A 24114-nucleotide genomic window follows, 5' to 3' on the forward strand; every position below is an offset into this window, starting at 1 on the left:
CATGCCATTGCGCCCTGCCGCCACCCTCTGGCCGCCCGTTCTGCTGGGCAGCCAATTTGTTTTCAACATTGGCTTTTATGCCGTTGTGCCCTTCCTGGCGATATTCCTGCGCGATGACCTGCTGCTCTCCGGCGGGCTGATCGGGCTGGTGCTTGGTCTGCGCACGTTTTCGCAGCAGGGGATGTTTATCGTTGGCGGCGCGCTGTCGGACCGCTACGGCGCGAAAATCGTTATCCTGAGCGGCTGCGTCATCCGCGTAGCGGGTTATCTGCTGCTGGCCTTCGGGCAATCGCTGTGGCCTATTATTCTCGGGGCGTGTCTGACCGGCATCGGCGGCGCGCTCTTCTCGCCCGCCATTGAAGCGCTGCTGGCGAAAGCGGGAACACAAAGTGAGGCAAAAGGTAAACGGAGCCGCGCAGAGTGGTTTGCGCTCTTTGCCGTTTGCGGGGAACTGGGCGCGGTGCTGGGCCCGATTGCGGGTGCCCTGCTGACGGGGCTTGGCTTTCGTCAGGTTGCGCTGGCTGGCGCCGGCGTGTTTGTCGTCGCGCTCGCGGTGCTCTTCTTCTGCCTGCCGGCTGCCCGCCATAGCCAGCGTCCGCTCGCTATTCAGCCCTGGTGGACAACATTTCGCCAGACGCGATTCGTCGCCTTTATCATCGCCTACAGCTCGTGGCTGTTGAGCTATAACCAGCTCTACCTGGCGCTACCGGTGGAGATCCAGCGCTCCGGAGGCAGCGAGAAAGATCTGGGCCCACTGTTTATGCTGGCCTCGGTGCTGATCGTCGCGTTTCAGCTCCCCCTTGCGCGTGTTGCAAGGCGGATCGGCGCGGTCAGAATTTTGCCCGTGGGCTTTTTGCTGCTCTCCGCGGCCTTTGCCAGCGTGGCGCTGTTTGCCGCAAAGGAGCCGCCGGAAGGCTGGCTGCGGCTGTTGCCCTCTGCGAGCATGGTCACGCTGTTAACGCTGGGGCAGATGCTGCTGGTGCCGTCTGCAAAAGATCTCATCCCCCGCTTCGCCGAGGAATCGACGCTTGGGGCCCACTATGGCGCACTCTCAACCGCCGGGGGCATTGCGGTACTGGCAGGAAACCTGCTGTTTGGCAGCCTGCTGGATCGCGCGCTGGTGCCCTCGCTGGAGGCCGTTTATCCCTGGCTGCTGCTGGCCATTTTCCCACTCGGCAGCGCTGTCGCCTTGAATATTATCTGTCGACCGCTTCGGTAATAAATACGTTACGTTTTCGGACGATACTTTTGCGGCAACGCCGGTACTGGACGACGATCGTCAATCAGATGACGAAGAGTCAGAATCGGATGACGCCACAGCATTCTCGGCCCCGCCCAGCGCATCACCTGCTTCATCTCTTCTCGCTTCGCGGGCTGGTAGCAGTGAATGGGACACTGTTTACAAGCCGGCTTTTCTTCCCCAAACGCACATTTATCGAGACGCTTATCGGCATAGGCCCTAAGCGCCTGATAATGCCCCTCCTCTGTTGAAGCCTGAGGACATTTTTTCTCATATAAGGCGATCATTTTGGCGATCGTCACTTTTTCTCTTGCGATGCGTTTACCGGACATGGGAGATCACCCTCTCATAAATTGCATTCATGATACTCCTTTACACAGTGATTTTCAGTCGTTGCATTCCGCTTTCTGAAGACGCCTTCCGCTATTAAGCCAGCGCGAAGCCAGGGTTACTGGTATTTTATACAGCCAATACGTTCCCCTGTTAGCCAGCCAAGAGGAGTGCCTATGCAAGCGATTACCGCTACAAAAACGTACCGTCATTTAAAAGTCGGCTATTTTAGAAAGCGCCATGAAGATCGTAAAACCAAGATCCCGCGCCGCTATAGCATGCATGCCGCCCTGAGCCTGAAAGGTGATTGGCTAGAGAAAGCGGGCTTTACAACCCATTCGCGGGTCAGAGTGGGCGTCGAACAGGGGAAAATCATCATTGAGCTGGTGGAAGAAGACGGGAAATGACCATGCCGCCGTGCAGGCGGCGACATCAGCTATTCCCGGCCAGTCAGCGCGCGCAGAAGAATATTGGGCGCTTACCTACAGAGAACATAAACCCCTTAGGCCCTTGTTTTGTAATTGAATAATTCATTTTTTTATTCGGATAAACAAAGAAGTCGGGCAGAACATCGCTGATAACGTCATTGGGCAGTGATTCATCATCATTCACATGATGAATATTGAGCGACGTAAAGTGGAAGGAGTCCTTATTTTCCGTCCAGACGTAGGAGACATCCCTGCGGATAACCCCTATCACTTTATCGTTCTTATAATACGTACCGCTTACCGCAACGATGCCGGTTTGCGTCTTCATCGTGTACATGAAGTCGAGCGTAATGTGAGCGCGGGCATCCTCGTGATAAACCACGATTGACGCTGAGCAGGCCTCTGTGTTTTCCCGTTTTTCCAGACGTAAATGATACAGCCAGGAAATCAGCGCGCCCGCGGCAAAAAACATCAGGCACAGTAACACTATCGTCCGTTTCTTCATTGCCTATACCCCCTGAAATACAATGCCGTGCATTCTGCATTGGGTTCTGCTTCATAAGGCTTTCTGCAGGCGAGCACGGACAGGGCAGGCGCATTGCTGGAAGAAGAGAAATAAATCCACGGATACTTTTTACAATCAAGCCCGGTTTTCATGATAATTTTAATAAAGCGCGAGAAATTACCAATACTTTTAATATCATCACTTTGCGAGAAATAGTGGCAACCGTTTTCAGTTCGGTTAATGGTGTAATTCTGGAAAAAATCTTTATCCGGATTATCTCGGAATATGTGATGCAGCATGAAATAGCCCAGTGCAAAGGAGATAATCATTAAGAGCACAGGAAAAAACAGGCGACGTAATTTACGCGGCGATTTTTTTTCGACCAGCACCTGAGACGTATTCACTGCCGGTTGTTCGACAGGCACCGTCAGAGGCGCTTCGGGCAACGAAATCTCTGCAGGTTCTTCTGAATCCACCCCATCCGTTTCAACGCGAGTGACCTTTACGCTTTTATGAATCTGGAAACCTTTTCTCGGCACCGTCGCAACCAGCGTGTCGCTCGTTTCTCCAGCCGAACGCAAACCGCGCCGGATAATAGAGATATTCTGATAAAGCGTATTTGCCGGGACGATCATCCCGTCCTCGCCCCACACTTTATCGAAGAATTCTTTCTGGTTCACCACCTCTGGCGAGGATTCCAGTAAAAGCGCGAGACAACGACTTGCAGGCGTTGTCAGAATTACGCTTAATTCAGGTTTATTCAACGAGACAAGGACGTTTTTGTCAGGACAAAATTTAATATTATCGTTAATTATCCAAAACATACGCTACTCGCTCGACAGCAAACAGAATCGGGAAACTATTGATATGAATGATAATTATACGCTGCAGCTATTTCTTGTCAAAGCAAGAAGTTACGGTATAAGTGAGCGAAAAAATGCGTTCCTGAATGAATGAATAATATAACGAGTGCTCTTATGCGGAAGGTACGTGCAAAAAGCCCCGTTTTCGCATAGATGGAATCCGGTACGCACTTTAGTCGAAAGAGCCTTCTCCTTCTGTTTTCCTGCCATACAGACTCCGTTATCATGGTCACCAAACATTGCATGATAAGACGCTCAGGATTTCATGAGTTCCAATGAGACAGGAAGACACCTGACAATAAAAACAAAAGCCAACTCATTGAAAGTTAATAAAATGGACACGATACGCTAATGAGTACACTAGAGAATTTCGACGCACATACCCCCATGATGCAGCAGTACCTGAAGCTGAAAGCACAGCATCCGGAAATTCTGCTGTTTTACCGTATGGGCGACTTTTACGAGCTCTTTTATGACGATGCTAAACGTGCGTCGCAGTTGCTCGACATCTCCCTGACCAAACGCGGCGCATCGGCAGGTGAGCCCATCCCTATGGCCGGTATCCCGCATCATGCGGTGGAAAACTATCTGGCGAAACTGGTGAATCAGGGGGAATCCGTCGCCATTTGCGAGCAGATTGGCGCCCCCGCCACGTCAAAAGGCCCGGTTGAGCGCAAAGTCGTGCGCATCGTCACGCCCGGCACCATCAGCGACGAAGCGCTGCTGCAAGAACGCCAGGATAACCTGCTGGCCGCACTCTGGCAGGATGGTAAAGGATTTGGCTATGCGACGCTGGATATCAGCTCCGGGCGTTTTCGCCTGAGTGAACCGGCTGACCGTGAGACGATGGCTGCCGAATTGCAGCGTACTAACCCGGCAGAGCTGCTCTACGCCGAAGATTTCGCTGAAATGGCGCTGATTGAAGGTCGTCGTGGTCTGCGTCGTCGTCCGCTGTGGGAATTCGAAATTGATACTGCGCGCCAGCAGCTCAACCTGCAATTTGGCACGCGCGACCTGATTGGCTTTGGCGTGGAAAACGCCCCGCGCGGACTGTGTGCGGCAGGCTGTCTGCTGCAATATGTAAAAGATACCCAGCGTACTGCCCTGCCGCATATCCGCTCTATCACCATGGAGCGTCAGCAGGACAGCATCATCATGGACGCCGCCACGCGCCGTAACCTGGAGATAACCCAGAATCTGGCAGGCGGCGTTGAAAATACCGTGGCTTCCGTCCTCGACAGTACCGTTACGCCGATGGGCAGCCGCATGCTTAAGCGCTGGCTGCATATGCCGATTCGCGACACCAATACGCTTATCGGCCGCCAGCAAACCATCGCCGCATTGCAGGACAGTTACACCGAATTACAGCCGGTACTGCGTCAGGTAGGCGATCTGGAGCGTATCCTCGCCCGCCTGGCTCTGCGTACGGCACGCCCGCGCGACCTCGCACGTATGCGCCATGCCTTCCAGCAGTTGCCGGAACTGCGCGCTCAGTTGGGCAACGTCGACAGCGCACCGGTGCAAAAATTGCGCGAAACGATGGGCGAGTTCACCGAGCTCCGCGAACTGCTTGAGCGCGCCATCATCGATGCGCCTCCAGTACTGGTGCGCGATGGCGGCGTGATTGCCCCCGGATATAACGAAGAGCTGGACGAGTGGCGCGCGCTGGCAGACGGTGCAACGGACTACCTTGATAAGCTGGAGATCCGTGAACGCGAGCGTCTGGGTCTTGATACCCTGAAAGTGGGCTATAACGCGGTCCACGGCTACTACATTCAGATCAGCCGCGGGCAGAGTCACCTGGCCCCGATTCACTACGTGCGCCGCCAGACGCTGAAAAACGCTGAGCGCTACATTATTCCCGAGCTGAAAGAGTACGAGGACAAAGTCCTCACCTCGAAAGGAAAAGCGCTGGCGCTGGAAAAGCAGCTGTATGACGAGCTGTTCGACATGCTGATGCCGCACCTGGCCGATCTGCAGCTAAGCGCCGCCGCGTTGGCCGAACTGGACGTGCTGGTCAACCTTGCTGAACGCGCTGAAACGCTGAACTATACCTGCCCGACCTTTACCGACAAGCCCGGCATTCGCATTACCGAAGGGCGTCATCCGGTGGTGGAACGCGTACTGAACGAACCGTTCATCGCTAACCCGCTCAGCCTGTCGCCGCAGAGACGTATGCTGATCATTACCGGACCGAACATGGGCGGTAAGAGTACATATATGCGTCAGACGGCGCTGATTGCGCTGCTCGCGTATATCGGCAGCTACGTCCCGGCGCAAAACGTGGAGATTGGCCCAATCGACCGCATCTTTACCCGCGTCGGGGCTGCGGACGATCTGGCGAGCGGTCGTTCAACCTTCATGGTCGAGATGACCGAAACGGCCAACATTCTGCATAACGCCACCGAGCACAGCCTGGTGCTGATGGACGAAGTCGGGCGCGGAACGTCAACCTATGATGGTTTGTCCCTGGCGTGGGCATGCGCGGAAAGCCTCGCGAATAAAATCAAGGCTATGACACTGTTTGCGACCCATTACTTCGAACTGACGCAGTTGCCGGAGAAAATGGAAGGAGTGGCGAACGTGCATCTTGATGCACTGGAGCACGGCGACACCATCGCCTTTATGCACACGGTGCAGGATGGCGCGGCAAGCAAGAGCTATGGGCTGGCCGTAGCGGCGCTGGCAGGTGTACCGAAAGAGGTGATCAAGCGCGCGCGTCAGAAACTGCGCGAACTGGAAAGCCTGTCGCCGAACGCGGCGGCGACGCAGATAGATGGTACGCAGATGTCGCTGCTGGTGCCTGCGGAAGAGACGTCGCCAGCCGTGGAAGCGCTGGAGAATCTCGACCCGGATTCACTGACGCCGCGTCAGGCGCTGGAGTGGATTTATCGGCTGAAGAGTCTGGTTTAGTTCTCTGCGGTCTGTTTTGTCGGGTGGCGGCTTCGCCTTACCCGACCTACAAAACCCGTAGGCCCGGTAAGCGCAGCGCCACCGGGCTTTTTTTTACAGCAACGGTGGGATCGTCGGCACCTGCGGTGCCTCGTCAATATCCTTCTGCGTCATGCGAAACGCTTCAGGGTAGTGCTCGCGGCTGGTACGGCGCAGCGGTTCGGTATCGCGCCAGGTATACAAACAATGCTGGCACTGGTAAACGGTCCAGACCCCTTTCACCGGTGACGTCGCCATCACTTCAATATGCTCATCGGCACAACGTGGACAAATCATCTTTTCCTCCTTATTGGCGTGCTGCCAGCATCGCGGTCAATTTTTCAGCCCAGGCTTTGGTTTCAGGCAGATCCTGTACCGGCTGGCTGTAGTGGCCACGGGTGTCCGGTGCAACTGGCGTGGTGGCATCAATAATCAGCTTGTCGGTAATGCCCGCCGGGCTGGAACCTGGGTCAAGTTCAAGGACCGACATGTTCGGCAGCTGTACCAGATCCCCTGCCGGGTTCACTTTCGACGACAGCGCCCACATCACCTGCGGAAGGTTGAACGGATCGACATCTTCATCCACCATGATTACCATCTTCACGTAGCCCAGACCGTGCGGCGTGGTCATGGCACGTAAACCGACCGCGCGGGCAAAACCACCGTAACGTTTTTTAGTGGAGATAATCGCCAGCAGGCCGTGGGTGTACATCGCGTTCACCGCCTGCACTTCCGGGAATTCTGCTTTTAGCTGCTGGTAAAGCGGCACGCAGGTGGCCGGGCCCATCAGATAATCAATTTCGGTCCACGGCATGCCGAGGTAGAGCGACTCAAAAATCGGTTTGGTGCGGTAAGAGACTTTGTCGATACGTACAACCGTCATGTTACGTCCACCGGAATAGTGTCCGGTAAACTCGCCGAACGGCCCTTCGATTTCACGCTTGCGGCCTTCGATGACCCCTTCAAGGATCACTTCAGAACCCCAGGGCACGTCGAAGCCGGTCAGCGGCGCAGTGGCAATCGGGTACGGGCTTTCACGCAGTGCGCCCGCCATTTCATACTCGGACTGATCGTATTTCAGCGGCGTTGCGCCCATCAGCGTGATGATCGGATCGTTGCCGAGGGTAATCGCAATCGGCAGATCTTCACCGCGCTCTTCCGCTTTATGCAGATGCAGAGCGATATCGTGCATCGGAACCGGCTGCAGGCCGAGCTTGCGCTTGCCCTTCACTTCCATGCGGTAGATGCCGACGTTCTGCTTGCCGAAGTGGTCCGGGTCGAGCGGATCGCGCGAGACAACGCACGCTTTATCGAGATAAAAACCGCCGTCACCGTCGTTCAGGCGAAATAGCGGCAGAATGTCGAACAGGTTGATCTCTTCACCATCCACCGTATTCTGCGCCCAGGCGGGGTTAGCGCGGCGCTCTGGCGTAACGGGGAATTTATCCCAGCGGCGAATAAACTCGTCGATCTGTTTTTTTACCGGGGTGTTCGCAGGCAACCCCATCGAAATGGCGTGGTTCTGCCAGGAGCCGATGGTGTTCATCACCACGCGGGCATCGGTAAAGCCGCGAATGTTGTCGAACCACAGCGCGGGCGCGCCGTCGCCAATGCGGCCGGTCGCGTTAGCGGCCGCCGCCAGGTCCGGCTCGGCGTTCACCTCTTCCTCAATTTTCAGCAGTTGCCCTTGCTCATCGAGCGCCTGCAGGAAGCTTCTCAAATCATCAAATGCCATCTTTAGTCTCCTGTGAAAAATGTTTCGCCTCGCGCAATCCGTTCCAGCGGCGCGCCTTTTTATGCTCCAGACCGAACTGGTCGAGCACGCGGGTCACAATATGCTGGGTGATGTCATCAGCGGTTTGCGGGTGGTTGTAATAGGCAGGCATGGGCGGCACCATCGCCACGCCCATGCGGGAAAGTGCAAGCATGTTCTCCAGATGAATAGTGCTGAGCGGCGTTTCACGGGGGACCAGCACCAGCTTCCGCCCCTCTTTCAGCACCACATCCGCCGCACGCCCCACCAGCCCCTCGGCGTAGCCCGCGCGGATGCCCGCCAGCGTTTTCATGCTGCAGGGAATGACGATCATGCCGTCGGTGCGAAAGGAGCCGGAGGAGATGGTGGCAGCCTGGTCAGCCGGGCTGTGGACAACGTCAGCCAGTGCGGCAACGTCCTGCGCGGTGTAAGGCGTTTCCAGCTCAATGGTGGTTTTTGCCCACTTCGACATCACCAGATGGGTTTCCACCTCCGGCATGTCTCGCAGTGCCTGCAATAAAGCCACACCCAGCGGCGCGCCCGTTGCTCCCGTCATTCCTACTATCAATCTCATGCAGTACCTCAATCATTTTGTTCGCATACGAACATATTGAATAACCTACTTCTGGAACCTGTTCATGACAAGATCGTTCGCATACGATCACACTAAATGCTAAAAACTCCCGCGTTATAATCCAGGGCGTTAGCGGCTATCATAGAGAGTGATTTTTTTCGTCGGAGTGTTCATGGAACTAAGACAAGAAGCGTTCCACCTGTTGCGCCAGCTTTTTCAACAACATACTGCGCAATGGCAGCATGCTTCGCCGGAGCTGACCAAGCCGCAATATGCAGTTCTGCGCTCAATTGCCGAACATCCGGGTATCGAACAGGTGGCATTGACCGAAGTGGCAGTCAGCACGAAAGCGACGCTGGCAGAGATGCTCAGCCGCATGGAGGCGCGTGGGTTGGTAAAACGCGAGCACGATCCCGCAGATAAGCGCCGCCGGTTTGTCTTCCTGACGCCAGAAGGTGAAGCCCTGCTTGCAGGCTGTAGACCGGTCGGCAATGACGTGGATGAGGCGTTTTTAGGACGCCTGAGCAAGGCCGAACGCGAGCAATTTTCTGCGCTCATCAAAAAGATGATGCACGACTAATTCACCCTCGCACGCATAAAATCGATAAACTTTCGGACTTTCGCGGGCACGTGTTGGGCATCGGGATAAACCGCATAGATGCCCTGCTGTGCAAAGGTGTAGCCCGGTAATACCGACGCCAGTTGCCCGGCATCCAGCGCATTTCGCACCAGCCATTCAGGCAGTAACGCCACGCCGCTTCCGGCACGTGCGAAAGCCATCAGCGCCTGAGCACTGTCAGCATACAGACGCGGGGCTTTCGTGATTTCAAACGAGACAAGCTCTCCGCTGCTCGCTTTCACCTGCCAGCGCAGTGGAGAGGGCAAACGCTCGTGAATGATCCAGTCGGCTTTCGCCAGCTGTTCAAGGGTCTCTACCGGATGGTTAGCCAGCCAGTCCGGCGCTGCCACCGGCAATATGGCGAAAGAGGTAATCATCGCGGCGTGGTAGCGTGAATCGGCGAGCGTTCCCAGCCGGATGGCGACGTCAAAGCGCTCAGAGATAAGGTCGGCATGCAAAGAGGACGAAACGTGGCGCACGCGAAGTTCCGGGTGCTGCTGACTAAATTCCGCCAGCAAAGGCACCACAACCTGCGAGCCGTACTCAGGCGTGGTGGTTATCCGCAATTCTCCGGCGAGTCCCGCATGACTCGCGCGGACATCGTCCTGCAGCTGTTCTGCCTCCTTCAGAAGCGCGACGCTTCGCTGATGAAAAAGAGCGCCCGCCTCGGTTAACGTCAGACGGCGGGTTGACCGCAGCAGCAGCGTAACGCCCAGCTCGTCTTCAAGCTGGCGAATGTTGAAACTCACCACGGCTTTTGTCAGCCCCATTGCCTCTGCCGCGGCGGTGAAGCTGCCCGCCTCCGCGACTGCGATAAACATTGCCGTACGCTGTAGAGTAAACATCGTTAACCTTTATCACTGTCAAAAATATTTTGACAGTATATCGCTGTTTGTCGCGTTTATCCGTAGCTTGCGGGCCGATACGATACGCCACCTCACCGGAGGATCCACCATGACGTATCGCAGCAAAGTCGCCGTTGTCTATCTGCTCGGCTTTTTCCTTGATTTGATAAATATGTTTATTGCCAGCGTCGCCTTTCCGGCCATGGCGCGCGCGTTCAACACTACACCCTCAGCACTTGCCTGGGTCAGTAACGGGTACATTGCCGGTCTGACGCTAGCGATCCCTTTCGGCAGCGCGCTGACGAGCCGCATCGGGCCAAAGCGCGTCATCCTCCTCTCTCTGGCTCTCTTTAGCGCGACCTCCGCTGCTGCGGGACTGTCTTCCTCGCTGGAAAGCCTGATTGCCTGGCGTGCACTGCAAGGGATTGGCGGTGGCTTGCTGATCCCGGTGGGACAGGCGCTGACCTGGCAACAGTTTAAGCCTCACGAACGCGCCAGGCTCTCCTCGGCGGTGATGCTGGTCGCGCTGCTTGCCCCTGCCTGCTCCCCTGCTATCGGGGGACTGCTGGTGCAGACGCTAAGCTGGCGCTGGATCTTTTTTGCTACGTTACCCGTCGCCATCGTCACCTTTGTTTTAGCCTGCGTATGGCTTAACGCTGAAATGCCGCCGAAGAAAACAGCCAGGCTGTTAAATCTCTCCTTGCTGACCGATCCACTTTTGCGTTTTTCCATGCTTGTCTACGTGTGCGTGCCCGGCATCTTTATCGGGGTAAACGTAACGGGCATGTATTATCTTCAGAGCGAAGCCAGCATGACACCCGCCGCAACGGGCATGCTTATGCTGCCATGGTCCGCGGCATCGTTTATGGCCATTATGGTAACAGGACGCTATTTTAACCGCGTCGGACCCCGGCCTCTGGTGGTGATCGGGTGCCTTTTGCAGGCGACGGGCATTCTACTTTTACTGAACGTCAGTTCGGCATCGCCAGCGCTGTTATCTGTCGCGGCCTTTGTATTGATGGGGGCCGGAGGCAGTCTTTGCAGCAGTACGGCGCAGAGTAGCGCGTTTCTGACGACAGCCCGGGACGATATGCCTGACGCCAGCGCCCTGTGGAATCTTAATCGTCAGCTAAGCTTTTTTGCGGGAACCCTGCTACTGGCGCAGGCGCTGAGCATTGCGCAGGTTTATCTTGCGCCGCTCGTCGCCTGGCACGGGATGTTTATTTTTGCCGCAGGCATCACTTTAGTGCCTGTATTGTACGTTTCTCGTCTTAACACAATGCAGGTGCTCAGCCAGCTGCGACAGGAGAATTCATGACGCTTTTTGAACACGACATTATCGACCTCCACATTGCGCTTGAAAACTGGTTAGGCAAAGGTGAAGGTGAGGCTGAAACCTTGCTCACCCGCTTTCGACCGGATTTTCTGATGATACCACCGGGCGGCGCCCATCTTGACTATCGCGCCCTTGCCCATTTTCTCGACACCCAGCGCGGAAGCCGACCCGGCCTGAAAATCGTCATTGATGAACTCGCCACGATAGAAGCCTGGGATAACGGCGCAGTACTTCACTATCGCGAGACACAAACCCGCCCCGATATGCCGGTAAACGTGCGCTGGTCGACGGCGGTGCTGAATCAGGAAGGCGACAGAATGACGTGGCGTCTGCTGCACGAAACGGCACAGCCGTAGCACCAAAGAAAAATGGCCCGTCTTACGACGAGCCATTTTTTGACGAAAGGTTGCTTATTCGCGGAACAGCGCTTCGATATTCAGACCTTGCCCCTGCAGGATTTCACGCAGGCGACGCAGACCTTCAACCTGAATCTGACGAACACGCTCGCGGGTCAGGCCAATTTGCGCCGCCGACGTCTTCCAGTGTCGCAGCTTCATACCCCAGTAAACCGAAACGACGTGCCAGCACTTCACGCTGTTTGGCGTTCAGTTCGAACAGCCATTTGACGATGCTCTGTTTCATGTCATCGTCCTGCGTGGTGTCTTCCGGGCCGTTGTCTTTTTCGTCGGCCAGGATGTCCAGCAGCGCTTTTTCGGAGTCGCCACCCAGCGGGGTGTCAACCGAGGTAATGCGCTCGTTGAGACGCAGCATACGGCTTACGTCATCAACCGGTTTATCAAGCTGTTCGGCAATCTCTTCCGCGCTCGGTTCGTGGTCCAGTTTATGGGACAACTCACGCGCGGTACGCAGATAGACGTTCAGCTCTTTGACGATGTGGATCGGCAGTCGAATCGTACGGGTTTGGTTCATAATTGCCCGTTCGATGGTCTGACGAATCCACCAGGTCGCGTAGGTTGAGAAGCGGAACCCGCGTTCCGGGTCAAATTTCTCAACTGCGCGGATGAGCCCTAAGTTGCCCTCTTCAATCAGGTCCAGCAGAGCCAGACCACGATTGCCGTAACGGCGAGCAATTTTCACGACCAGTCGCAGGTTACTTTCAATCATGCGACGGCGCGAGGCAACATCACCACGCAAAGCACGACGTGCGAAATAGACTTCTTCTTCGGCCGTTAACAGTGGGGAGTAACCAATCTCCCCAAGGTAAAGCTGAGTCGCGTCCAGTACACGCTGTGTGGCGCCCTGCGATAACAGCTCTTCTTCAGCCAAATCGTTATCACTGGGTTCCTCTTCTACTAAGGCTTTTTCGTCAAAAGCCTCTGCTCCGTTCTCATCAAATTCCGCATCTTCATTTAAATCATGAACTTTCAGCGTATTCTGACTCATAAGGTGGCTCCTACCCGTGATCCCTGAACGAGACACCCTGGCTGGCATGCCCCGTCAAATTATCGCTGCGGCAGATACTGCAGCGGGTTTACGGATTTCCCCTTGTAACGAATTTCAAAATGCAAGCGTGTAGAACTGGTTCCGGTGCTACCCATGGTAGCGATTTTTTGCCCCGCCTTAACTTCTTGTTGTTCCCGGACCAGCATTGTGTCGTTATGGGCGTAGGCACTCAGGTAATCATCGTTATGTTTGATGATAATAAGATTACCGTAACCGCGCAGAGCGTTACCGGCATAGACAACGCGTCCGTCTGAGGTCGCGATGATAGCCTGTCCCTTACTCCCTGCGATATCGATCCCTTTATTTCCTCCCTCGGAGGAAGAGAAGTTTTCGATAACCTTGCCATCAGTCGGCCAGCGCCATGCAGAGATAGGCGAACTGGTGGAGGTACTGCTGGCAGTCGGTTCAGTAGAGCTAACCACAGGTGCCGTAACCGGTGCTGTGACAGCAGTCGCAGTCCCTTTATTATTCGGCAACATTTTGTTAGCACTCTGATCACCTGAATCCTCAGAATACGTAATTACAGGTTGTGAAGCAACCACCGTGGTGGATTTTTGTGCAGGCATAACGCTGTTATTTTGCGCGGTCACATCCGCCGCAGAAACTGTGTTCCCCGGCGTGAGTGGCGTACCCGTCGCGTTGCCCACCTGAAGCGTTTGGCCGACTTCCAGTCCATACGGGGCCTGCACGTTATTGCGTTGTGCCAGGTCACGGAAATCGTTCCCGGTGATCCAGGCGATATAGAACAGCGTGTCGCCGCGCTTCACGGTGTAGGTGCTGCCGCCGGTATAGCTCCCTTTCGGAATGTTCCCATACTTGCGGTTGTATACTATGCGGCCATTTTCCGTCTGAACAGGTTGTTCAACTGGCTGAATCTGTGTTGGCTGCGTGGTTGGACGCTGAACCGGCTGGATCTGCGGAGTTTGCTGCGCCGTAGAGGTGCCCATTTTCGGCGGAGGAGTGATCAACATTCCGCTGGACGTGTTACCCGAGCCGCTGTTCCCGCCGACGGAGCTTACAGGCGCAGGTGCGTTATTCGAACTTGTACAGCCTGCCAGCCAGAGCGAAACCAGTGATAATGCCGCAACACGGCTGATGGTGAATTTTGGGCTTCCCGCGCTCATTTATCCCCCAGGAATGTGTTAACTACCAGTGACTTAAAAATAACCGTGATGGCACGAACCTTTTGCGCCACACAATACGCTGAATTTGCCTTAATAACCCTGGATAAATCCGAGTCTCAGGCCAGCTCTCCCTTAACCAGAGGCACAAAGCGTACGGCTTCTACGGTATCGATAATAAACTCGCCGCCACGCCGACGAACACGCTTCAGAAGCTGGTGTTCATCGCCCACGGGCAAGACGAGAATGCCGCCTTCATCCAGCTGCGACAAGAGTGCTGCCGGGATCTCCAGCGGTGCGGCCGTGACGATAATGGCATCAAACGGGGCGCGAGCCTGCCAACCCTGCCATCCATCACCGTGACGTGTTGAAACATTATGTAAATCAAGTTGTTTCAGGCGACGACGCGCCTGCCACTGTAAACCTTTGATGCGTTCGACGGAACAAACATGGCGAACAAGATGCGCGAGGATCGCGGTTTGATACCCCGACCCGGTGCCAATCTCCAGCACGCGGGACTCCGGTGTTAACTCCAGCAGTTCCGTCATGCGCGCCACCATGTAGGGCTGAGAAATGGTCTGGCCTTGCCCAATAGGCAGCGCCACGTTTTCCCACGCTTTGTGCTCAAACGCCTCGTCTACAAACTTCTCGCGCGGAACCTGGGCAAGCGCATCCAGCACATGCTCGTTGGTGATCCCCTGAGCGCGAAGTTGTTCCAGAAGAGTTTGTACACGTTTGCTTACCATTGCACGTTCACCCCGACCCGATCTAACCAGTCCGACACCACATCATGCGCGCTATACGCGGTTAAATCTACGTGCAGTGGCGTAACGGAAACATACCCTTCATCTACAGCAGCGAAGTCCGTATCTGGACCGGCATCGCATTTTTCGCCCGGAGGCCCAATCCAGTAGAGGGTATTGCCGCGCGGATCCTGCTGCGGAATAACCTGGTCAGCAGGATGACGGCTGCCACAGCGCGTCACGCGGATCCCCTTGATCTCATTGAGCGGGAGGTCGGGTACGTTGATATTCAGGATACGGCCCGTACGCAGGGGTTCACGCCCCAGCGCGCGAAGAATCGAACAGGTGACCGACGCCGCCGTGTCGTAATGCGTATGGCCGTTAAGCGAAACCGCCAGCGCCGGGAAGCCCAGATGACGGCCTTCCATCGCTGCCGCCACGGTACCGGAGTAGATCACGTCATCGCCGAGATTGGGTCCGGCATTGATACCTGACACCACAATGTCCGGGCGCGGGCGCATCAGCGCATTCACGCCGAGGAAAACGCAGTCGGTCGGCGTGCCCATCTGTACGGCGATATCGCCATTTTCAAAGGTAAAGGTGCGAAGCGACGACTCCAGCGTCAGTGAGTTAGACGCTCCACTGCGGTTACGATCGGGAGCCACAACCTGCACATCCGCAAATTCGCGAAGGTGTTTCGCCAGGGTCTGTATACCTGGCGCGTGGATCCCGTCATCGTTACTCAGCAATATTCGCATAATCACCCGAGGTGTTGATAAGTTCCCTGACAACACTGGTGGCAAAGCTACCTGCAGGTAGCCAGAAGCGTAACTCAACGGTCACGTCATCCCACCACTTCCAGCTTAACTGCTGCGGGTAGAGCAACATCGCGCGGCGTGCTGCTTCGACTTTTTCCCGCACCAGCAGTGATTGTAATTCTGGCGCGTCCGCGACGGCTGACTGCTCGGCAGCGAGCGCGTCGCCCTGCGTGCCCCAGTCGCCCGTTCCGGGCAGCGCGGCCGTAATCATCAGCGCTTTGGCGTCCACACGAGACTGGACATCGGCCATTTCATCGACCGTTGCCACAAACCAGCTTCCGCGTCCCGCTAATTGTAGCGCATCGCCGACAACAACTTGATTAGCGTCCGATTTTTTCAGACGTTCGCTCACAATCTGATTAAACAACGCACTGCGGGCCGCAGACAACCAAAAACTGCGTTTATTCCTGTCGCGTACCGGTGCATCGCTTTGCGCCCAGCGCAGTGCGCCCTGCAGGTTGCTGCCACCGATACCAAAACGCTGTGCGCCAAAGTAGTTCGGTACGCCGCGTTCGTTTATCGCCTGTAGGCGTTTTTCAACGTCTTCGCGGTCAGTCACTTCACGCAGCACCAGCGTAAAGGCGTTGCCCTTCAACGCGCCCAAGCGCAGTTTGCGCTTGTGACGGGCGTACTCCAGCACCTTACAGCCTTCAAGCTCAAACTGGCTTAAATCCGGCATCGTATTGCCCGGCACGCGCGCGCAGATCCACTGTTCAGTGACCGCATGTTTATCTTTCTGTCCGGCAAAGCTCACTTCGCGGGCATGAATTTTCAGGAATTTTGCCAGCGCGTCGGCCACAAACCGTGTGTTGCAGCCGTTTTTCAGAATGCGCACCAGAATGTGCTCGCCTTCGCCATCCGGCTCAAAGCCCAGATCTTCCACCACGAGGAAATCTTCCGGGCTGGCTTTCAGCACCCCGTTCCCCTGCGGTTTACCGTGCAGGTATGTCAGGTTGTCAAAGTCTGTCATTTGCTCGCCTTCACCAGCAGCGCCACGGCTTCACAGGCAATGCCTTCACCACGGCCCGTGAAGCCCAGCTTCTCGGTGGTGGTCGCTTTGACGTTAACATCGTCCATATGGCAGCCCAGATCTTCCGCGATAAACACACGCATCTGCGGAATGTGCGGCAGCATTTTAGGTGCCTGAGCGATGATGGTCACATCGACGTTACCCAGGGTGTAGCCTTTCGCCTGAATGCGGCGCCACGCTTCGCGCAGCAGTTCGCGGCTGTCTGCCCCTTTAAATGCCGGGTCGGTGTCCGGGAACAGCTTGCCGATATCCCCCAGCGCGGCAGCGCCCAGCAGTGCGTCGGTTAGCGCATGCAGCGCCACGTCGCCATCAGAATGCGCCAGCAGTCCTTTTTCGTAAGGAATACGCACGCCGCCAATGATAATTGGGCCTTCTCCGCCAAAGGCGTGTACATCAAAACCGTGTCCAATTCGCATTATGCCTTCTCCTGATGGGTCGAACGGGTAAGATAAAATTCCGCGAGCTGCAAATCTTCCGGGCGCGTCACTTTTATATTATCAGCGCGCCCTTCAACAAGCTCAGGGTGAAAACCGCAATACTCCAGCGCTGAGGCTTCGTCCGTGATGGTCGCACCGTCTTCAAGCGCACGCGTCAGGCAGTCGTGGAGCAGTTCGCGGGGGAAAAATTGTGGCGTCAGCGCATGCCATAAATCAACGCGCTCAACGGTATGGGCGATAGCCTGTTTGCCCGGCTCGGCGCGTTTCATGGTGTCACGCACGGGGGCAGCCAGAATCCCGCCGACCTTGCTTGTTTCGCTCAGGGCCAGCAGACGCGCAAGATCGTCCTGATGCAGACACGGACGCGCCGCGTCATGTACCAGCACCCACGAGGCGTTTCCGGCAGCCTGAATGCCCGCCAGCACGGAATCGGCGCGCTCGGCGCCACCGTCAACGACGGTAATCTGTGGGTGGTTTGCCAGCGGGAGCTGCGCGAAGCGCGCATCGCCTGGGCTGATGGCGATGACCACGTGCGTCACCCTCGGGTGCGCCAGCAACGCCGCCACGGCGTGCTCAAGGATCGTTTTATCGCCAATTGAAAGGTACTGCTTGGGACATTCTGTCTGCATGCGCCGGCCAAACCCTGCGGCCGGCACCACGGCCCAGACGTCCGAAAAAGTTGCTGCCATGTCGTAATCCTGGGCTTGATTATCGATTGTTTTGTGCTGAGCCCTGATTGCGTTTAGACGCATCCGGAACCAGACGATAAAAAGTTTCGCCCGGCTTAGTCATACTGAGTTCATTGCGTGCGCGTTCCTCAATCGCCTCTTGCCCGCCATTGAGGTCATCAATTTCAGCAAAGAGTTGATCGTTTCGCGCCTTGAGTTTGGCGTTTGTTGCCTGCTGAGCCGCGACGTCATCACTTACCCGGCTATAGTCGTGCAGTCCGTTCTTACCGAACCACAACGAATATTGCAGCCAGACCAGCAAAGCCAGCAACAGCAGCGTTAGTTTACCCATCCTGCCCCCTGAAAAAACGGCATCATCATCCCATAACTTTCCGTTCGACTCTACTCCGGGGTTTTAATTATGTCGCAAGTTAGCCCATCAGCCATAAAAACAGCAGGCCAAACATCACCACAACGGTCACAATCGTGATAACCGCACTATACAGGAGTCGGCCATTGAAGAGGGAGTGCAGCGCAATACCCACCACGACCGCCACGGGCATCAGCGCCAGGAAGAAAGGCCAGGTATAGAGGAAGAAGAACAGCGTGTTACCGCCGTAAATGAGAAACGGGATGCCCAGCGCCAGTAACCACGAGATAAAGCCGACAATGGCCCCAGGGAAGGACCAGGTCGTCTCGTCGTCGGTCGTTAACGGCTCCGACCCGGTGGTGATAATGTAGTTTTCACTGTTGCGCATAGCTGATCCTGTGACCATGACTCATCGTTCGGGAAGACAGCTCCCGAACGATACCGTCTCAGGATCTGATAATATCGTCCCGTCTGAGCAGGTCTAATAATTGGCTTACTAAATTTGTTACCAATTGTTGACCTTCCAGGTGAATCTCTGGCGATTCAGGCGCTTCGTAGACCGCGTCAATGCCGGTGAAGTTACGCAGTTCTCCGGCACGGGCTTTTTTGTACAGCCCTTTCGGGTCGCGCGCTTCGCAAATCTCCAGCGGCGTATCGACAAACACCTCAATAAAGCGATCCTGACCCACGCGTTCGCGCACCATCTGGCGCTCGGCGCGGTGCGGTGAGATAAACGCGGTCAGCACCACCAGCCCGGCATCCGCCATCAGGCTGGCGACTTCGCCCACCCGGCGGATGTTCTCTTTGCGGTCATCGTCGCTAAACCCCAAATCGCTGCACAGCCCGTGGCGCACGTTGTCGCCGTCCAACAGGTACGTGCTTACGCCCTGCTGATGCAACGCCTCTTCCAGCGCGCCCGCCACCGTGGATTTACCCGAGCCGGACAGCCCGGTAAACCACAGTACAACGCCACGGTGGCCGTGGAGCTGTTCGCGCTGGGCGACGGTGACCGGATGAGGATGCCAGACGACGTTCTCATCATGGGCGGCCATTACTTGCCTCCCAGCAGATCGCGTGCGCCCCAGTGCGGGAAGTGCTTACGCACCAGCGCGTTCAATTCCAGCTCGAAGGCGCTGAATTCAGACGCCACGGCAGCCTGTTCTTTAGGCTCGCGCACCATACCGGCTCCGACGGTCACGTTGGTCAGCCTGTCGATAAAGATCAGCCCGCCCGTAACCGGATTCTGCTGATACGGATCCAGCACCAGCGGTTCGTCAAAGGTCAAATCGACCAGACCAATGCCGTTCAGCGGCAGTTCGGTGACGTCACGATGGGTCAGGTTGTTGATATCCACCTGGAACTGAATACCGTCCACGCGGGCGCGGGTTTTCTTACCGGCAATTTTGATGTCATAGCTTTGGCCTGCGGTCAGCGGCTGTTCGGCCATCCACACCACATCCACGGACGCGCCCTGCACTGCCGCCAGCGTTTCGTGGGCATCCACCAGCAGATCGCCCCGGCTGATATCAATTTCGTCTTTCAGCACCAGCGTTACTGCTTCACCGGCGCCCGCTTCCTGCAGGTCACCGTCGAAGGTGACAATGCGGGCGATGGTGGATTCCACGCCGGATGGCAGCACCTTAACGCGCTGGCCAACCTTCACGAAGCCTGACGCGAGGGTGCCGGAGAAGCCGCGGAAATCGAGGTTAGGACGGTTCACGTACTGTACCGGGAAGCGCATCGGCTGGGTGTCGACCACGCGCTGAATTTCAACGGTTTCCAGCACTTCCAGCAGCGTCGGGCCGCTGTACCATGGCATGTTCGCGCTTTGGGAGGCGACGTTATCCCCTTCCAGCGCCGAAAGCGGTACAAAGCGAATATCCAGGTTGCCCGGCAGCTGTTCGGCAAAGGTCAGGTAGCTCTGGCGGATCTCCTCGAACTTCTCTTCGCTGAAGTTCACCAGATCCATCTTGTTGACCGCCACCACCAGGTGTTTGATCCCCAGCAGCGTCGAGATAAAGCTGTGACGACGGGTCTGATCCAGCACGCCTTTACGGGCGTCCATCAGCAGGATTGCCAGGTTGCAGGTAGACGCTCCGGTCGCCATGTTACGGGTGTACTGCTCGTGCCCCGGGGTGTCGGCAATAATAAATTTGCGCTTCTCGGTGGAGAAGTAGCGGTAGGCCACGTCAATGGTGATGCCCTGCTCGCGCTCCGCCTGCAGGCCGTCCACCAGCAGGGCCAGGTCGAGTTTTTCGCCCTGGGTGCCGTGACGCTTACTGTCGTTATGCAGGGAAGAGAGCTGATCTTCGTAAATCTGGCGCGTATCGTGCAGCAGGCGACCAATCAGGGTACTTTTCCCGTCATCCACGCTGCCGCAGGTCAGAAAACGCAGCAGGCTTTTGTGTTGTTGCGCGTGCAGATACGCTTCCACGCCGCCTTCGTTGGCAATTTGTTGAGCAATAGTGGTATTCATGGCGGCTCCTTAGAAATAACCCTGACGTTTCTTCAGCTCCATGGAGCCTGCCTGGTCGCGGTCAATCACGCGCCCCTGTCGCTCGCTGGTGGTGGACACCAGCATCTCTTCGATGATCTCCGGCAGCGTCTGCGCGCTGGATTCCACCGCGCCGGTCAGCGGCCAGCAGCCGAGGGTACGGAAACGCACCATCTGTTGTTTGATTACCTCGCCCGGCTGCAGGTCTATGCGATCGTCGTCGATCATCATCAGCATGCCGTCGCGCTCCAGCACCGGGCGCTCAGCGGCCAGATACAGCGGAACGATTTCGATGTTTTCCAGGTAGATGTACTGCCAGATATCCAGCTCGGTCCAGTTGGAGAGCGGGAAGACGCGAATACTTTCGCCTTTGTTGATCTGACCGTTATAGTTGTGCCACAGCTCCGGGCGCTGGTTTTTTGGGTCCCAGCGGTGGAAGCGGTCGCGGAAGGAGTAGATACGCTCTTTGGCGCGGGATTTCTCCTCGTCGCGGCGCGCGCCGCCGAAGGCCGCGTCAAAACCGTATTTGTTCAGCGCCTGCTTCAGCCCTTCGGTTTTCATAATGTCGGTATGTTTGGCGCTACCGTGCACGAACGGGTTAATGCCCATCGCCACCCCTTCCGGGTTTTTATGCACCAGTAGCTCGCAGCCGTAGGCTTTCGCGGTACGGTCGCGGAACTCGTACATTTCGCGGAATTTCCAGCCGGTATCAACGTGCAGCAGCGGGAACGGCAGCGTACCCGGATAAAACGCTTTACGCGCCAGATGCAGCATGACGCTGGAATCTTTACCGATGGAGTACATCATCACCGGGTTAGAAAACTCGGCGGCCACTTCGCGGATAATATGGATACTCTCCGCTTCAAGCTGCCGCAGGTGTGTAAGACGTTTTTGGTCCATAACCGTTCCTTAAGCCAAATTTACGACAGAAGAACCAAAGCCTTCTGTATCGGTTGTGTTCTGAAACCAGGCGAGCGTGCTGTGCAACTGCACCACTTCCCCCACCACGATCAGGGCGGGCATCGGGGCGTCTTTCGCCAGGGTTGCAAGATGTTCCAGGGTGCCCGTCGCAACGTGCTGATCGACGCGCGTGCCGCGAGAAATCACGGCAACGGGCGTCGTCGCCTCGCGACCGTGCTGAATAAGTTGTTCGCTGATGTCTGCCGCTTTCATCGTGCCCATGTAGATCGCCAGCGTCTGGCGGCTCTGGGCGAGATGAGACCAGTCAAACGGCGTGCTGTCGGCCTTGTAGTGTCCGGTCACAAAGGTCACGCTCTGGGCGTAATCGCGATGGGTTAGCGGGATACCGGCGTAGGCCGTCACCGCAGAGGCCGCCGTGATGCCGGGCACCACCTGGAACGGTACGCCCGCTTCGGCTGCCGCCTGCAGCTCTTCGCCGCCGCGACCGAAAATAAACGGATCGCCCCCTTTCAGGCGCACCACGGTTTTACCCGCTTTGGCGGCGTCAACCAGCATCTGGTTAGTGTCGTGCTGCGGCACCGAATGCTCGCCAGCCCGTTTGCCGACGCAGATTTGCTCCGCGTCGCGACGGATCAGCTCGCGCACGCCGTCGGTGACCAGATGGTCGTAGAACACCACGTCCGCGTCCTGCAGCACCTGCAGGCCACGCAGCGTCAGCAGACCGGCATCACCCGGCCCAGCCCCCACAAGAATGATCTCCCCGCTCGTGCTGCCAGGGTTATCCAGTTCGTCCTCGAGGATTTTCTGCGCCGCCGTCTCATTACCGGTATGCATCAGGCTGGCAAAGCGGCCGCGAAACACGCGCTCCCAGAAGCGACGACGTTCCGCCACGCTGGTCAGGCGGGTTTTCAGGTGGTTACGCCAGAAGCTGGCTTTTTCCGCCATGCGCCCGAGACTGGTCGGCAGCAGCGCTTCGATTTTTTCCCGCAGCACGCGCGCCAGCACCGGAGCGGTGCCGCCGGAGGAGATCGCCACCAGCAGCGGCGAGCGGTCAACAATCGACGGGAAGATAAACGAGCACAAAGGCTGGTCGTCCACCACGTTCACCAGGCGGTAACGGGCTTGCGCCGCGTCAGAAATTCGACGATTGAGTTCACGATTTTCGGTGGCCGCAATCACCAGCACCACGCTGTCGATTTGCGACTCCTCGAAATCCGCCTCTTCGACTACCCGTACCTGCGCGCCTGCCCGTTGCAGGAACGCGATTTTGCGATCGGCAATGTCACCCGTACCAACAACCAGCACCGGTCTCTCTTTAATTGCGGCAAATAAGGGCAGATAGTCCACAGGCAACAACTCACTAACAACAGGAATAGTGGGACTATAGGGGGCGACTTAGACCGAATGAAATTACGAATTGGAATGAGTAGTTACTCAATGGAATAACGCCCTGGAAAAGCAAATATCAAAAAGTGCTTAACACGCGAAATTTCGGGCATTTAAGAGCAATTCAAATTGTGTATGCACGATCACAGTTTCATACTAAGCGGGTTAAAAATTTGCTCTGTTTTTAAGGACTCACTATGTTTTCCGCAACGCGCCACCGTATTGCTGCCCTGGCGCTCGGCGTTTGCTTCATCCTTCCGGTTCAGGCAAAAAACCAACCTTATGGTGAAATCGCCAATATGCAGGCGCGGCATATTGCCACGGTCTTCCCTGGACGCATGACCGGCACACCGGCCGAGATGCTCTCCGCAGACTATATTCGTCAGCAGTTTGCCGATATGGGCTACCAGAGCGATATCCGCTCGTTCCACAGCCGCTACATCTATACCTCACGTAATAAAACAAAAAACTGGCACAACGTGACGGGCAGTACGGTCATTGCCGCACACGAAGGGAAAGCGGCTGAGCAGATCATTATCATGGCGCATCTCGATACCTTCGCCCCGATGAGCGACGCCGACACCGACAATAACCTCGGCGGTTTGACGTTGCAGGGGTTGGACGACAACGCGGCGGGTCTGGGCGTCATGCTTGAACTGGCCGAGCGAATGAAAAATATCCCAACGAAATACGGGATTCGCTTTATTGCCACCAGCGGAGAAGAAGAAGGAAAGCTTGGCGCTGAGAATCTCCTTAAACGCATGAGCAATGAGGAGAAAAAAAATACGCTGCTGGTGATCAATCTCGATAATTTGATCGTCGGCGATAAGCTCTATTTTAATAGTGGGCAGAGCACCCCCAGCAGCGTGCGTAAATTAACGCGCGACCGGGCATTAGCCATCGCTCGTAGCCACGGTGTGTATGCCACCACCAATCCCGGCGGCAACCCGGATTATCCGAAAGGAACGGGCTGTTGTAACGACGGCGAAGTGTTTGATAAAGCGGGCATTCCGGTGTTGTACGTTGAGGCGACGAACTGGGGTCTGGGCAAGAAAGATGGGTATCAACAGCGGGCGAAAACGAAAGCGTTCCCGGAGGGGACAAGCTGGCATAACGTGATGCTGGACAATCAGCAGCACATTGACCGCGCGCTGCCTCAACGAATTGAGCACCGCAGCCGTGATGTGGTGAAGGTGATGCTGCCGCTGGTGAAGGAGCTGGCGAAAGCCGGGAAAGCC

Annotated in this window: 26 protein-coding genes and 1 pseudogene; 7 read left to right on the forward strand and 20 right to left on the reverse strand. The window is 56.3% G+C overall.

Annotated elements, in window-relative coordinates; genetic code table 11:
* Position 1 precedes the first annotated feature (1 nt).
* Positions 2-1219 (forward strand): MDR family MFS transporter, encoded by a 1218-nt coding sequence (locus tag ENTMO_RS0119090; protein ID WP_010434505.1) that lies wholly within the window; start codon positions 2-4, stop codon positions 1217-1219.
* Between the two features lie 8 nt (positions 1220-1227).
* On the opposite strand, the gene ENTMO_RS0119095 is transcribed toward ENTMO_RS0119090, so the two are convergent.
* Entirely contained in the window at positions 1228-1572 is a 345-nt protein-coding gene (locus tag ENTMO_RS0119095) for a nitrous oxide-stimulated promoter family protein (RefSeq protein WP_010434508.1), read from the reverse strand.
* 174 nt (positions 1573-1746) lie between these two features.
* Between ENTMO_RS0119095 and ENTMO_RS0119100 the strand changes: the two genes are divergently transcribed.
* On the forward strand, positions 1747-1977 hold the full coding sequence (locus ENTMO_RS0119100) for a SymE family type I addiction module toxin (protein ID WP_010434511.1): 231 nt from the start codon (positions 1747-1749) through the stop codon (positions 1975-1977).
* A gap of 43 nt (positions 1978-2020) precedes the next feature.
* Here the strand turns inward: ENTMO_RS0119100 and ENTMO_RS0119105 are convergent, their stop codons facing one another.
* Complete coding sequence (locus tag ENTMO_RS0119105) at positions 2021-2503, reverse strand: hypothetical protein (RefSeq protein WP_041951447.1); 483 nt, start codon at positions 2501-2503, stop codon at positions 2021-2023.
* The gene (locus tag ENTMO_RS0119110; protein ID WP_010434514.1) at positions 2500-3327 is read right to left on the reverse strand and encodes a winged helix-turn-helix domain-containing protein; all 828 of its coding nucleotides are present in this window, start codon (positions 3325-3327) and stop codon (positions 2500-2502) included. The genes ENTMO_RS0119105 and ENTMO_RS0119110 overlap by 4 nt, the downstream gene beginning before the upstream one ends.
* A gap of 390 nt (positions 3328-3717) precedes the next feature.
* Here ENTMO_RS0119110 and mutS point away from each other — a divergent pair, with 390 nt between their 5' ends.
* The gene (gene mutS, locus ENTMO_RS0119115; protein ID WP_010434517.1) at positions 3718-6279 is read left to right on the forward strand and encodes a DNA mismatch repair protein MutS; all 2562 of its coding nucleotides are present in this window, start codon (positions 3718-3720) and stop codon (positions 6277-6279) included.
* 93 nt (positions 6280-6372) lie between these two features.
* Here mutS and ENTMO_RS0119120 read toward each other — a convergent pair whose 3' ends face one another.
* The 3 genes from ENTMO_RS0119120 to ENTMO_RS0119130 are packed head-to-tail and all read right to left on the reverse strand — an operon-like array spanning position 6373 to position 8624.
* Positions 6373-6594, reverse strand: coding sequence for a non-oxidative hydroxyarylic acid decarboxylases subunit D (locus ENTMO_RS0119120; protein ID WP_003862116.1), 222 nt, complete (start codon positions 6592-6594; stop codon positions 6373-6375).
* A 10-nt stretch (positions 6595-6604) separates the two neighbouring features.
* Complete coding sequence (locus ENTMO_RS0119125) at positions 6605-8032, reverse strand: non-oxidative hydroxyarylic acid decarboxylases subunit C (RefSeq protein ID WP_010434519.1); 1428 nt, start codon at positions 8030-8032, stop codon at positions 6605-6607.
* Positions 8022-8624, reverse strand: coding sequence for a non-oxidative hydroxyarylic acid decarboxylases subunit B (locus ENTMO_RS0119130; protein ID WP_010434522.1), 603 nt, complete (start codon positions 8622-8624; stop codon positions 8022-8024). The genes ENTMO_RS0119125 and ENTMO_RS0119130 overlap by 11 nt, the downstream gene beginning before the upstream one ends.
* Positions 8625-8796: 172 nt before the next feature.
* Between ENTMO_RS0119130 and ENTMO_RS0119135 the strand changes: the two genes are divergently transcribed.
* Positions 8797-9204 carry a MarR family winged helix-turn-helix transcriptional regulator gene (locus tag ENTMO_RS0119135; RefSeq protein WP_010434525.1) on the forward strand — a complete coding sequence of 136 codons (408 nt, stop codon included), beginning with the start codon at positions 8797-8799 and terminating at the stop codon, positions 9202-9204.
* Here ENTMO_RS0119135 and ENTMO_RS0119140 read toward each other — a convergent pair.
* The gene (locus tag ENTMO_RS0119140) at positions 9201-10088 is read right to left on the reverse strand and encodes a LysR family transcriptional regulator (protein WP_010434527.1); all 888 of its coding nucleotides are present in this window, start codon (positions 10086-10088) and stop codon (positions 9201-9203) included. The two genes, ENTMO_RS0119135 and ENTMO_RS0119140, sit on opposite strands and share 4 nt — an antisense overlap.
* Positions 10089-10197: 109 nt before the next feature.
* Here ENTMO_RS0119140 and ENTMO_RS0119145 point away from each other — a divergent pair, with 109 nt between their 5' ends.
* On the forward strand, positions 10198-11406 hold the full coding sequence (locus ENTMO_RS0119145) for an MFS transporter (RefSeq protein WP_010434528.1): 1209 nt from the start codon (positions 10198-10200) through the stop codon (positions 11404-11406).
* Positions 11403-11780, forward strand: coding sequence for a DUF4440 domain-containing protein (locus ENTMO_RS0119150; RefSeq protein WP_010434529.1), 378 nt, complete (start codon positions 11403-11405; stop codon positions 11778-11780). Before ENTMO_RS0119145 ends, ENTMO_RS0119150 begins: the two co-directional genes overlap by 4 nt.
* Before the next feature lie 54 nt (positions 11781-11834).
* Here ENTMO_RS0119150 and rpoS read toward each other — a convergent pair.
* From rpoS to cysG, 13 genes and pseudogenes are all read right to left on the reverse strand, one after another.
* Positions 11835-12828 (reverse strand): annotated as a pseudogene (rpoS, locus tag ENTMO_RS24345) (RNA polymerase sigma factor RpoS).
* A 59-nt stretch (positions 12829-12887) separates the two neighbouring features.
* Positions 12888-14012: a murein hydrolase activator NlpD gene (gene nlpD / locus ENTMO_RS0119160; protein WP_010434532.1), complete on the reverse strand. Its 1125-nt coding sequence runs from the start codon at positions 14010-14012 to the stop codon at positions 12888-12890.
* Between the two features lie 116 nt (positions 14013-14128).
* A complete protein-coding gene (locus ENTMO_RS0119165; protein ID WP_010434533.1) occupies positions 14129-14755 on the reverse strand; it encodes a protein-L-isoaspartate(D-aspartate) O-methyltransferase in 627 nt (208 codons plus the stop codon).
* Positions 14749-15510, reverse strand: coding sequence for a 5'/3'-nucleotidase SurE (surE, locus tag ENTMO_RS0119170; protein ID WP_010434534.1), 762 nt, complete (start codon positions 15508-15510; stop codon positions 14749-14751). Before surE ends, ENTMO_RS0119165 begins: the two co-directional genes overlap by 7 nt.
* The gene (truD, locus tag ENTMO_RS0119175; protein WP_010434535.1) at positions 15491-16540 is read right to left on the reverse strand and encodes a tRNA pseudouridine(13) synthase TruD; all 1050 of its coding nucleotides are present in this window, start codon (positions 16538-16540) and stop codon (positions 15491-15493) included. The genes surE and truD overlap by 20 nt, the downstream gene beginning before the upstream one ends.
* Entirely contained in the window at positions 16537-17016 is a 480-nt protein-coding gene (gene ispF / locus ENTMO_RS0119180; RefSeq protein WP_008499607.1) for a 2-C-methyl-D-erythritol 2,4-cyclodiphosphate synthase, read from the reverse strand. Before ispF ends, truD begins: the two co-directional genes overlap by 4 nt.
* A complete protein-coding gene (gene ispD / locus ENTMO_RS0119185) occupies positions 17016-17726 on the reverse strand; it encodes a 2-C-methyl-D-erythritol 4-phosphate cytidylyltransferase (RefSeq protein ID WP_010434536.1) in 711 nt (236 codons plus the stop codon). Before ispD ends, ispF begins: the two co-directional genes overlap by 1 nt.
* A gap of 19 nt (positions 17727-17745) precedes the next feature.
* Positions 17746-18057 (reverse strand): cell division protein FtsB, encoded by a 312-nt coding sequence (gene ftsB, locus ENTMO_RS0119190; protein WP_003862095.1) that lies wholly within the window; start codon positions 18055-18057, stop codon positions 17746-17748.
* 79 nt (positions 18058-18136) lie between these two features.
* Positions 18137-18463 (reverse strand): DUF3561 family protein, encoded by a 327-nt coding sequence (locus ENTMO_RS0119195; protein WP_010434540.1) that lies wholly within the window; start codon positions 18461-18463, stop codon positions 18137-18139.
* 58 nt (positions 18464-18521) lie between these two features.
* Positions 18522-19127, reverse strand: coding sequence for an adenylyl-sulfate kinase (cysC, locus tag ENTMO_RS0119200; protein WP_010434543.1), 606 nt, complete (start codon positions 19125-19127; stop codon positions 18522-18524).
* Positions 19127-20551, reverse strand: coding sequence for a sulfate adenylyltransferase subunit CysN (cysN, locus tag ENTMO_RS0119205; RefSeq protein WP_010434546.1), 1425 nt, complete (start codon positions 20549-20551; stop codon positions 19127-19129). The genes cysC and cysN overlap by 1 nt, the downstream gene beginning before the upstream one ends.
* A gap of 9 nt (positions 20552-20560) precedes the next feature.
* Entirely contained in the window at positions 20561-21469 is a 909-nt protein-coding gene (gene cysD / locus ENTMO_RS0119210; RefSeq protein WP_010434549.1) for a sulfate adenylyltransferase subunit CysD, read from the reverse strand.
* Positions 21470-21478: 9 nt separating this feature from the next.
* Positions 21479-22837 (reverse strand): siroheme synthase CysG, encoded by a 1359-nt coding sequence (gene cysG / locus ENTMO_RS0119215; protein ID WP_010434552.1) that lies wholly within the window; start codon positions 22835-22837, stop codon positions 21479-21481.
* Between the two features lie 236 nt (positions 22838-23073).
* Here cysG and ENTMO_RS0119220 point away from each other — a divergent pair.
* The coding region (locus tag ENTMO_RS0119220) for an aminopeptidase (RefSeq protein ID WP_010434555.1) at positions 23074-24114 on the forward strand (1041 nt) is incomplete at its 3' end.

The sequence above is a fragment of the Enterobacter mori LMG 25706 genome (assembly GCF_000211415.1).
Lineage (GTDB): Bacteria > Pseudomonadota > Gammaproteobacteria > Enterobacterales > Enterobacteriaceae > Enterobacter > Enterobacter mori.

Coding starts and splice junctions, on each gene's coding strand:
- ENTMO_RS0119090 (WP_010434505.1), top strand. CDS start 2: ATGCCATTGCGCCCTGCCGCCACCCTCTGGCCGCCCGTTCTGCTGGGC.
- ENTMO_RS0119095 (WP_010434508.1), bottom strand. CDS start 1,572: ATGTCCGGTAAACGCATCGCAAGAGAAAAAGTGACGATCGCCAAAATG.
- ENTMO_RS0119100 (WP_010434511.1), top strand. CDS start 1,747: ATGCAAGCGATTACCGCTACAAAAACGTACCGTCATTTAAAAGTCGGC.
- ENTMO_RS0119105 (WP_041951447.1), bottom strand. CDS start 2,503: ATGAAGAAACGGACGATAGTGTTACTGTGCCTGATGTTTTTTGCCGCG.
- ENTMO_RS0119110 (WP_010434514.1), bottom strand. CDS start 3,327: ATGTTTTGGATAATTAACGATAATATTAAATTTTGTCCTGACAAAAAC.
- mutS (WP_010434517.1), top strand. CDS start 3,718: ATGAGTACACTAGAGAATTTCGACGCACATACCCCCATGATGCAGCAG.
- ENTMO_RS0119120 (WP_003862116.1), bottom strand. CDS start 6,594: ATGATTTGTCCACGTTGTGCCGATGAGCATATTGAAGTGATGGCGACG.
- ENTMO_RS0119125 (WP_010434519.1), bottom strand. CDS start 8,032: ATGGCATTTGATGATTTGAGAAGCTTCCTGCAGGCGCTCGATGAGCAA.
- ENTMO_RS0119130 (WP_010434522.1), bottom strand. CDS start 8,624: ATGAGATTGATAGTAGGAATGACGGGAGCAACGGGCGCGCCGCTGGGT.
- ENTMO_RS0119135 (WP_010434525.1), top strand. CDS start 8,797: ATGGAACTAAGACAAGAAGCGTTCCACCTGTTGCGCCAGCTTTTTCAA.
- ENTMO_RS0119140 (WP_010434527.1), bottom strand. CDS start 10,088: ATGTTTACTCTACAGCGTACGGCAATGTTTATCGCAGTCGCGGAGGCG.
- ENTMO_RS0119145 (WP_010434528.1), top strand. CDS start 10,198: ATGACGTATCGCAGCAAAGTCGCCGTTGTCTATCTGCTCGGCTTTTTC.
- ENTMO_RS0119150 (WP_010434529.1), top strand. CDS start 11,403: ATGACGCTTTTTGAACACGACATTATCGACCTCCACATTGCGCTTGAA.
- nlpD (WP_010434532.1), bottom strand. CDS start 14,012: ATGAGCGCGGGAAGCCCAAAATTCACCATCAGCCGTGTTGCGGCATTA.
- ENTMO_RS0119165 (WP_010434533.1), bottom strand. CDS start 14,755: ATGGTAAGCAAACGTGTACAAACTCTTCTGGAACAACTTCGCGCTCAG.
- surE (WP_010434534.1), bottom strand. CDS start 15,510: ATGCGAATATTGCTGAGTAACGATGACGGGATCCACGCGCCAGGTATA.
- truD (WP_010434535.1), bottom strand. CDS start 16,540: ATGACAGACTTTGACAACCTGACATACCTGCACGGTAAACCGCAGGGG.
- ispF (WP_008499607.1), bottom strand. CDS start 17,016: ATGCGAATTGGACACGGTTTTGATGTACACGCCTTTGGCGGAGAAGGC.
- ispD (WP_010434536.1), bottom strand. CDS start 17,726: ATGGCAGCAACTTTTTCGGACGTCTGGGCCGTGGTGCCGGCCGCAGGG.
- ftsB (WP_003862095.1), bottom strand. CDS start 18,057: ATGGGTAAACTAACGCTGCTGTTGCTGGCTTTGCTGGTCTGGCTGCAA.
- ENTMO_RS0119195 (WP_010434540.1), bottom strand. CDS start 18,463: ATGCGCAACAGTGAAAACTACATTATCACCACCGGGTCGGAGCCGTTA.
- cysC (WP_010434543.1), bottom strand. CDS start 19,127: ATGGCCGCCCATGATGAGAACGTCGTCTGGCATCCTCATCCGGTCACC.
- cysN (WP_010434546.1), bottom strand. CDS start 20,551: ATGAATACCACTATTGCTCAACAAATTGCCAACGAAGGCGGCGTGGAA.
- cysD (WP_010434549.1), bottom strand. CDS start 21,469: ATGGACCAAAAACGTCTTACACACCTGCGGCAGCTTGAAGCGGAGAGT.